Source organism: Povalibacter sp. (genome assembly GCF_036735925.1).
GTDB lineage: Bacteria > Pseudomonadota > Gammaproteobacteria > Steroidobacterales > Steroidobacteraceae > Steroidobacter.
Genome location: NZ_DAINNK010000135.1, coordinates 1 through 7250 on the forward strand (window position 1 = coordinate 1; position 7250 = coordinate 7250).

At 65.5% G+C, this 7250-nt stretch carries 8 protein-coding genes; 1 reads left to right on the forward strand and 7 read right to left on the reverse strand.

The genetic code is table 11. The features are described from left to right. On the forward strand, nucleotides 1–725 hold a 725-nt coding region (locus tag V7D81_RS22515), incomplete at its 5' end, for an alpha/beta hydrolase (protein ID WP_324320547.1). 3 nt (nucleotides 726–728) lie between these two features. Here the strand turns inward: V7D81_RS22515 and V7D81_RS22520 are convergent. From V7D81_RS22520 to V7D81_RS22550, 7 genes are all read right to left on the reverse strand, one after another. Then, nucleotides 729–1700 carry an ABC transporter ATP-binding protein gene (locus V7D81_RS22520; protein ID WP_324320549.1) on the reverse strand — a complete coding sequence of 324 codons (972 nt, stop codon included), beginning with the start codon at nucleotides 1698–1700 and terminating at the stop codon, nucleotides 729–731. Next, nucleotides 1697–2704: an ABC transporter ATP-binding protein gene (locus V7D81_RS22525; RefSeq protein WP_324320551.1), complete on the reverse strand. Its 1008-nt coding sequence runs from the start codon at nucleotides 2702–2704 to the stop codon at nucleotides 1697–1699. The genes V7D81_RS22520 and V7D81_RS22525 overlap by 4 nt, the downstream gene beginning before the upstream one ends. 1 nt (nucleotide 2705) lies before the next feature. After that, complete coding sequence (locus V7D81_RS22530) at nucleotides 2706–3590, reverse strand: ABC transporter permease (protein WP_324320553.1); 885 nt, start codon at nucleotides 3588–3590, stop codon at nucleotides 2706–2708. Beyond that, nucleotides 3580–4494, reverse strand: coding sequence for an ABC transporter permease (locus V7D81_RS22535; RefSeq protein ID WP_324320554.1), 915 nt, complete (start codon nucleotides 4492–4494; stop codon nucleotides 3580–3582). Before V7D81_RS22535 ends, V7D81_RS22530 begins: the two co-directional genes overlap by 11 nt. A 14-nt stretch (nucleotides 4495–4508) precedes the next feature. Continuing rightward, the gene (locus V7D81_RS22540) at nucleotides 4509–6131 is read right to left on the reverse strand and encodes an ABC transporter substrate-binding protein (protein ID WP_324320556.1); all 1623 of its coding nucleotides are present in this window, start codon (nucleotides 6129–6131) and stop codon (nucleotides 4509–4511) included. A gap of 138 nt (nucleotides 6132–6269) precedes the next feature. Further along, nucleotides 6270–6842, reverse strand: a complete 573-nt coding sequence (locus tag V7D81_RS22545) for a hypothetical protein (protein ID WP_324320558.1) — start codon at nucleotides 6840–6842, stop codon at nucleotides 6270–6272. Beyond that, nucleotides 6839–7078: a helix-turn-helix transcriptional regulator gene (locus V7D81_RS22550; protein ID WP_324320560.1), complete on the reverse strand. Its 240-nt coding sequence runs from the start codon at nucleotides 7076–7078 to the stop codon at nucleotides 6839–6841. The genes V7D81_RS22545 and V7D81_RS22550 overlap by 4 nt, the downstream gene beginning before the upstream one ends. Nucleotides 7079–7250: the final 172 nt, after the last annotated feature.

Genomic DNA, 7250 nt, shown 5'->3' on the forward strand with positions numbered 1-7250 from the left:
GCACGGATGCCGTGGATATCGCTCGCGCCGGGTATTTCGTGCTGGTGTTCGACTATCGCGGCTGGGGCGAGAGCGCCTCGCCCGTCGTCATGATCGACCAGGAGCCGCTGCACGTGCCGGGCGAAGCGGATCCCTTCACCGCCCGCGTGCAGCCGCTGCGCGAATACATCAATCCGCTCGAGCAGGCCGAGGACTGGTTTTCCGCGCTCGACTGGATCATGGGCGAACCGCAGGTCGATGCCAGCCGGGTGGGCGTTCGCGGTTCCAGTTACTCAGGCGGCCACGTGGTCTATGTCGCGGCCAATGATCCGCGCGTGAAGGCGGTGGTGAGCCAGGTCGGCGGCTTCACTTCGCGTCCGCCGGCCGGAAGGGAACAGCCCGGTCGCGACCTGGCTACCCGCATGGCCCGCGGCGAGGTCGGCTATCCGGCGCCGCGCGCCTCGGCGATTCCCGGACTGATCGGCTCGCCCATCGGCCACAAGGGCGAGCGCTATGCCCCCGTCGACGAGGCGGGGAAGGTGAAGGCGCCCACGCTCATCATCCTCGTCGAGAACGAAGAGTACGGCGGCAATCCGGTGGCCCAGACGGCGTACGAAAACCTCAAGGGACCCAAGAAGCTGGAGATGCTGCCCGGCGTCACGCACTACGCGGTCTATTCGACCGAGCGCGAGAAGGTGATCCGCATGGCCGTCGAATGGTTCGACCAGTACCTGAAGGCAAAGTAGGCGCTACGTTTCGGACTGCGGCAGATGACATGCCACCCGCTGTTGTGCGCCCGTTGCGCGCAGCAGCGGCGTTTGCGTCTGGCACACGGGCATCACCTGCGGGCAGCGCGGATGGAATTTGCAGCCTGACGGCGGCGCGAGCGCGCTGGCGATTTCTCCCTGGATGAGCCGGGCTGCAACCCGGTGCGCGGGATCGGGCCGCGGCACGGCGGCCAGCAGCGCCTGCGTATAGGGATGCCGCGGCCGCGCGAAGACTTCCGCGGTCGGGCCGGTCTCGACGAGATTGCCGAGATACATGACGGCGACGTGATCGCTGAAATGTTCGACCAGCGCGAGATCGTGCGCGATCACCAGGTACGTGAGGCCGAATCGTTCCTGGATGTCCGCCAGCAGATTCAGGATCTGCGCGCGGATCGACACATCGAGCGCGGACACGGGTTCATCCAGCACCATGAAGGCCGGCTGCAGGGCCAGCGCGCGGGCGATGGCGATGCGCTGGCGCTGGCCGCCGCTGAACTCGTGCGGATAGAGACGCGCCGCGCCCGCGGGCAGACCCACGATGTCGAGCAGTTCGGCGATGCGGCGTTCGAGCGCCGCGCCGCTCAGCAATCCGTGCGCGCGAATGGGTTCGCCCAGGATCGTGGCGATGCGCAGGCGCGGATTCAGCGACGAATGTGGATCCTGGAACACCGCCTGGGCCTGGCGGCGATAGCCCTTCCAGTCGCGCCGGTTCATCGTCGCGAGGTCGCGGCCATCGAAGCGGATCGATCCAGAGGTCGGCGTTTCGAGTCCCAGCATCAGCCGGGTGAGCGTCGTCTTGCCGCAGCCGGATTCGCCGACCAGCGCGAACGTCGCACCCCGCTCGATCTCGAAACTGACGTCATCGACGGCGCGCACCGCTGCCCGCGAGCGCGACAGGAGCGGGCCGCGCACCGCGAAGTGCTTGGTCAGATGTTCGACGGCGACGAGGCTCATGATTTCAGCAGCCAGCAGGCGGCGCTCTGGCCGGGAGCCGCCTGCACGGTGGGGGGAGGACTCTCGTCGCAGATCGGCATGCGATGCGCGCAGCGCGCGGCGAAGGCGCAGCCGCGCGGCCGGTCGAGCAGGCTCGGCGGCTGGCCGGCGATCGAATACAGGCGCCGCTTTTTTTCGCCGAGCCGCGGCAGCGACTGCAGCAACGCCTGCGTGTAGGGATGCGCCGGGCGCGCGTAGATCTCGCGCACGTCGCCGGTTTCGACGATGCGGCCGGAATACATGACCGCGATGCGGTGGCACACGCTGGCGGCGACCCCGAGATCGTGCGTGATCAGGATCAGTCCGAGCCCCGCGCTGTGCTGAATCTCCCGCAGCAGATCCAGCATCTGCGCCTGGATCGTCACGTCGAGCGCGCTGGTCGGTTCATCGGCGATCAAGAGCCGCGGCGAGCAGGCGATGGCCATGGCCGCGACCACGCGCTGGCGCATGCCGCCGCTGAACTGGTGCGGATAGTCGTCCAGCCGGCGCTCGGGCGACGGGATGCGCAGCCGGCGCAGCACGTCGATCGCCGAGCGACGGATGTCCGCCTCGTCCTTCGCGAGTCCGTGATAGCGAAACGGCGCGCCGACCTGATCGCCGATCGTGAACACGGGATTGAGCGAGGCGAGCGGATCCTGCGAGATCATGGAAATCTGCCGGCCGCGATAGTTCGCCGCCATGTCGCGTTCCGACAGCTGCAGCAGATCGACGCCGTTCAGGCGGATGCTGCCGGCGACGATGCGTCCGCCGGGCTGCGGCAGCAATCGCATGATCGACAGGCTGGTCATGGTCTTGCCGCTGCCGGACTCGCCGATGATGCCGAGCGATTCGCCCGCGTGGACGTGCAGATCGACGCCGTCGATGGCTTTCACCACGCCGCGGCGCAGATACAGATAGGTCTTCAGTCCCTCGACCGCGAGCAGGGGTGTCCGGTCCGTTGCAGTGTCGATCGCCGTGTCCGTCATGTCAGACCTGCCGGCGCATGGGATCGAACGTGTCGCGCATCCAGTCGCCGAACAGGTTGGACGCCAGGCACGTCAGCATGATGGCGACGCCAGGCAGCGTGATGGCCCACCACGCATTGGCGATGTAGCCGCGGGCATCGGCGAGCATGAGTCCCCACGATACGTCCGGCGCCTGAATGCCCAGCCCGAGGAACGACAGCGAGGCTTCGAACAGGATGACCTGTCCGACCTGCAGCGTGGCGAGCACCAGCAGCGTGTTGAGGATGTTGGGCAGGAAATGGCGCGCGAAGATCGTCAGCGTGCCGCAGCCCGCCACCTTGGCCAGCGCCACGAAATCGCGTTCCTTGAGACTCAGGATCTCGCCGCGGATGATGCGCGCGTACCAGGTCCAGTACGTGACGATGATGACGATGATGACCGTGCCCAGTCCCTGATCGAGCACGGTCGCGAGCACCAGCGCGAGCGCCAGCGATGGGATCGACATCTGGATGTCGACGATGCGCATGATGATGGCGTCCACGGCGCGGCCGAAGTAGCCCGCCGTCATGCCGATGAGCGCGCCGAGCGCGCCGGAGAACACGATCGCATAGGCGCAGACCAGCGCCGACGTGCGCGCCCCGGCGATGATGCGGCTCAGAATGTCGCGGCCGAGATTGTCGGTGCCGAGGACGTATTCCAGGGTGCCGCCTGCCTGCCAGGCCGGCGGACGCAGCGCGGCGGCGAGATTCATCTGCTGCGGATCGTGCGGCATCAGCCAGGGCCCGAAGAGCGCAGCGAGCAGCACGGTCAGCAGGATCGCCAGCGGCCACCACGGCAGGTTCGCGACCCAGTGCCGATACCTGACCGCCGGTCCGGCCAGCCCGTCGACCGTCGATTCAGTGTCCATGGCGGATGCGCGGATCGAGGTAGTGATAGCTCAGATCGACGAGCAGGTTCGAGGTCACGAACAGGATCGACGTGATCAGTACGCCGGCCTGCACGACCGGAAAGTCGCGGGCGAACACCGCTTCGACGACGGTACGTCCGAGCCCCGGCCACGCGAACACCACCTCGATGACGAACGCGCCGCCCAGCATCGCGGCGAAGTACACGCCCATGATCGTGATCAGCGGCACGAGCGCGTTGCGCAGCCCGTATTTCCAGATCACGACGTTCTCCGGCACGCCGAGCCCGCGCGCGACGCGGATGTAGTCCCGGTCCAGCACATCGAGCATCGCCGAGCGCACCACGCGCGTCTGCGCCGCGACGGGATACCAGCCGAGCGCAATGGCCGGCATGATGAGCTGCTTGAACGTGCCGCGGCCGAAGGCCGGCAGCCAGTTGAGCTGTATGGCGAAAAAATAGACGAGCAGCAGGCCCACCCAGAATCCGGGCATCGCCTGCCCGAGCATCGCGAACACGTTGCCGCAGCGATCGATCCACGAGCCGCGGCGCACCGCCGACAGCACGCCGAGCGGCACGGCGATCATGACGCTGAACAGGAGCGCGGCGCAGGCCAGCTCGATGGTCGCGGGCAGCCGCTGCATCACCAGTTCCAGCGCCGGCATCTGCCAGCGATACGACTGCCCGAAGTCGCCGCCGATCGCATGGCGCGCGAAGATCACGTACTGCTCGAAGTAGGAGCGGTCGAGCCCCATGTCGCGCCGCGTCTGCTCGATCAGTGCCGGCGGCGCTTCCACCGGCAGCAGCATGGTGATGGGATCGCCGGACAGCCGCGAGATGACGAAGATGACGATGCTCGCGCCGACGATGCTGAGCAGGCCCTGCAGGATTCGTTTGAGCAGGAACATTGAGGTGCCGCGGCTTATTCCGCCGCGGCTCGATCCTGCGCCGACGGCTTGAGGCCGATCTCCTGCATGCTGCGCCAGAACGCATCGGGCCAGGGCTTGAACGAGACCTTGTCGGTGCGCCAGGCGAAGGTCACGTACGGCCGGTAGGTCGGCAGGCCGCCGAGCAACTGCTCGTTCTTGATGCGCGCGATACGTCGCAGCAGGACCTTGCGCTCTTCGGCATCGAACGTGCGCCGCTGCGCCTCGATGAGTTCGTCCAGCTGCGCATCGTTCGTGTACGAGTAGCTGCCGAAGCCCGCGCCGGGCTGAAACGAATGCACGTACCCCGTCCAGGCGACGCCGGGATCGTTGCTGATGCCGTGTCCCCACATCCAGCTGATGACGCCGTCCATTTCCGGCGGACCGTTGCGGCCGCGGCGGCCGATGTTGAGCCACGCCTGATATTCGAGCCCGACGACCTTGCAGCGGATGCCGACGGCGGTCAGGTACGCGAACATGGCCTCGCCGACTTCCTTGACGTTGACCTCGCGCGGCGTCGTCAGGTTGTAGCAGGGCGTGTCGAAGCCGTTCGGATAGCCGGCCTCGCGCAGCAATGCGCGCGCCTTCTGCGGATCGTAGTCATAAGGCTGGAGCGCCGGGTCGTCGCCATTGGGGCCGCGGCCGATCTGCGTGTAGCGCTCGCCCTGGCCGGCCAGCACGTTGGCGATGATGGCATCGACGTCGATCGCGTGCGCCGCGGCCTGGCGCACCCGCAGATCGTTGAACGGCGAGTCGGGCATGTGCGTGTTGAACTGCAGGAACAGGTTGTTGGGACTGACGTAGCTCGCCGTCGTGATGCCCGGCGTGTCGCGCACGTCCTTGATCATTGCCGGCGGCACCGCGTCGATCCAGTCGACCGCGCCGGTCTTGAGCGCACCGATGCGTGTCAGATCCTCCGGAATGATCCTGATCGTCAGGTGCTTGACGTGCGGGCGATGCTCCTGATTCCAGTAATCCGCGAAGGCTTCCAGCTGCAGGGACTCGTTGACCTTGCGGGAGACGAACTTCCACGGACCGGTGCCGACCGGCGCGCGTGCAAAGCCTGCCTCGCCGACCTGTTCGAAGTACCGCTTCGGTATCGCCCACAGGCGCAGTCCCGGATAGTCGGCGACGTACGTCGCGTCAGGTTCGCTGAAATGCAGGCGGAAGTGCAGGTCGTCGATGATCTCGAACCGCTCGACCAGGGCCTGGTTGTGCGACCAACGACTGATCTGCGGATCGCGCTGGCGCTGGAAGGCGAACTCGAAATCGTGCGCGGTCAGCGGATCGCCGTTGTGGAATTTCACATTCGGCCGGATGCGCACGTCGATGAGGGGCTTGCCGTCTTCTTCGAGCACTTCCCAGGACTCGGCCAGCCAGTTGATTGATTTGCCGTTCGCGTCGACGCGCACCAGCCCTTCGAAGATCTGCGAAATGAAGTAGTAGTCGATGCCCGCGGCGCTCTTCGTCGGGTCCATGTCGGTGGCCTCGCCGGCGAACGCCACCGTGAGACTGTCCGCAGCCTGGTTTCCCCCGGTGTTTCCCGAGTTCCAGAGATATCGGCCTGCGATGACCGCGACCGCCGCCGCGACGAACGCAATCAGAGTGCGTTTGCGCATCGCCTCCCCCTCGAAGCATGCAGATTTTGATTCCGCGGTATGTTGGCATCCGGACAGGAGCAGCGCAATCAACGCGTGTCCACGCGTTGACGCGAGGAGATCGTGCGCGAAATGCGGTGCTGCGGTTGCAGCTCGCCCTCACTCTCTCGGCAATCGCGGAAAATTCCAGCTCGCGTAGAGGGTCGGCAAGGTTCCGAGCAGGACGGCATTCAGCATCAGAGTACAGAACACCACCATCGCACTCTGCGCGATCGACCAGCCCTGCCAGTGAGACAGGATCAGGAGGCTGGGCTGGCCCAGGCAATTGAGCGCGGCGAGCAGGCCAAGGCAAAAAAGGAAGGAGTCCTTTCTCAGCGTCGCCTCGCGTTCATCATCTTCGCGAGACGGTTTTCCCAACGGCCCGCTCGTATGGATGGACACAGCGCCTGTCATGAGGCAGATCACCATTGCCGTCATGCTGGCGACGATGGCGCCCGGCCGGACGTGGTCCAGCTTCAGCAGCCAGATCAAGGGAAGAACGAGTAAGACGCACGAGACAGCGATATAGAAAATCGGGAACCAGCGTAGCGGCCGGTGATTGCGATCGACCAATGGATCATCGGACATGTCATCGGCAACCCGGGCGGGGAATCCGGTCCACCGCACGGTGTTGTCCATCCATCGCAGCGTGTCATTCAGTCTCGACAGCATGCCCTGGTGACTACGCTTCATTCACCTTCTCCCGTGCGTCCGAATGTCATGATGGCAAAGCGATCCAGCGAGAAAATCATCTCGACAGCCACTCCGAAATGACGCGCGATCTTCAGGGCCAGCTCCAGGCTTGGCTTGTAGTCGCCGCGTTCGAGATAGCCGATGGTCTGAGGGTTGACCCCGACCGCCTCGGCCAGTTGACGGCGGGACATGCTGCGCTCCGCGCGAAGAACGGCGATTCGGTTGTGTAAGCTCATGTGGGTATTACATGACGGATCGTTGTGATTACACAATAGATCATTGTGAGAAGGCAACGATTTTGTGCGGACGATCACGACCGTCGTAGAGATGAGACTGAATGATGCGTCCCTTCCTCCGCGCAGCGGGGGACGGGGGTTTCTGTAGGTCAGGCTTCAGCCTGACTCTGAA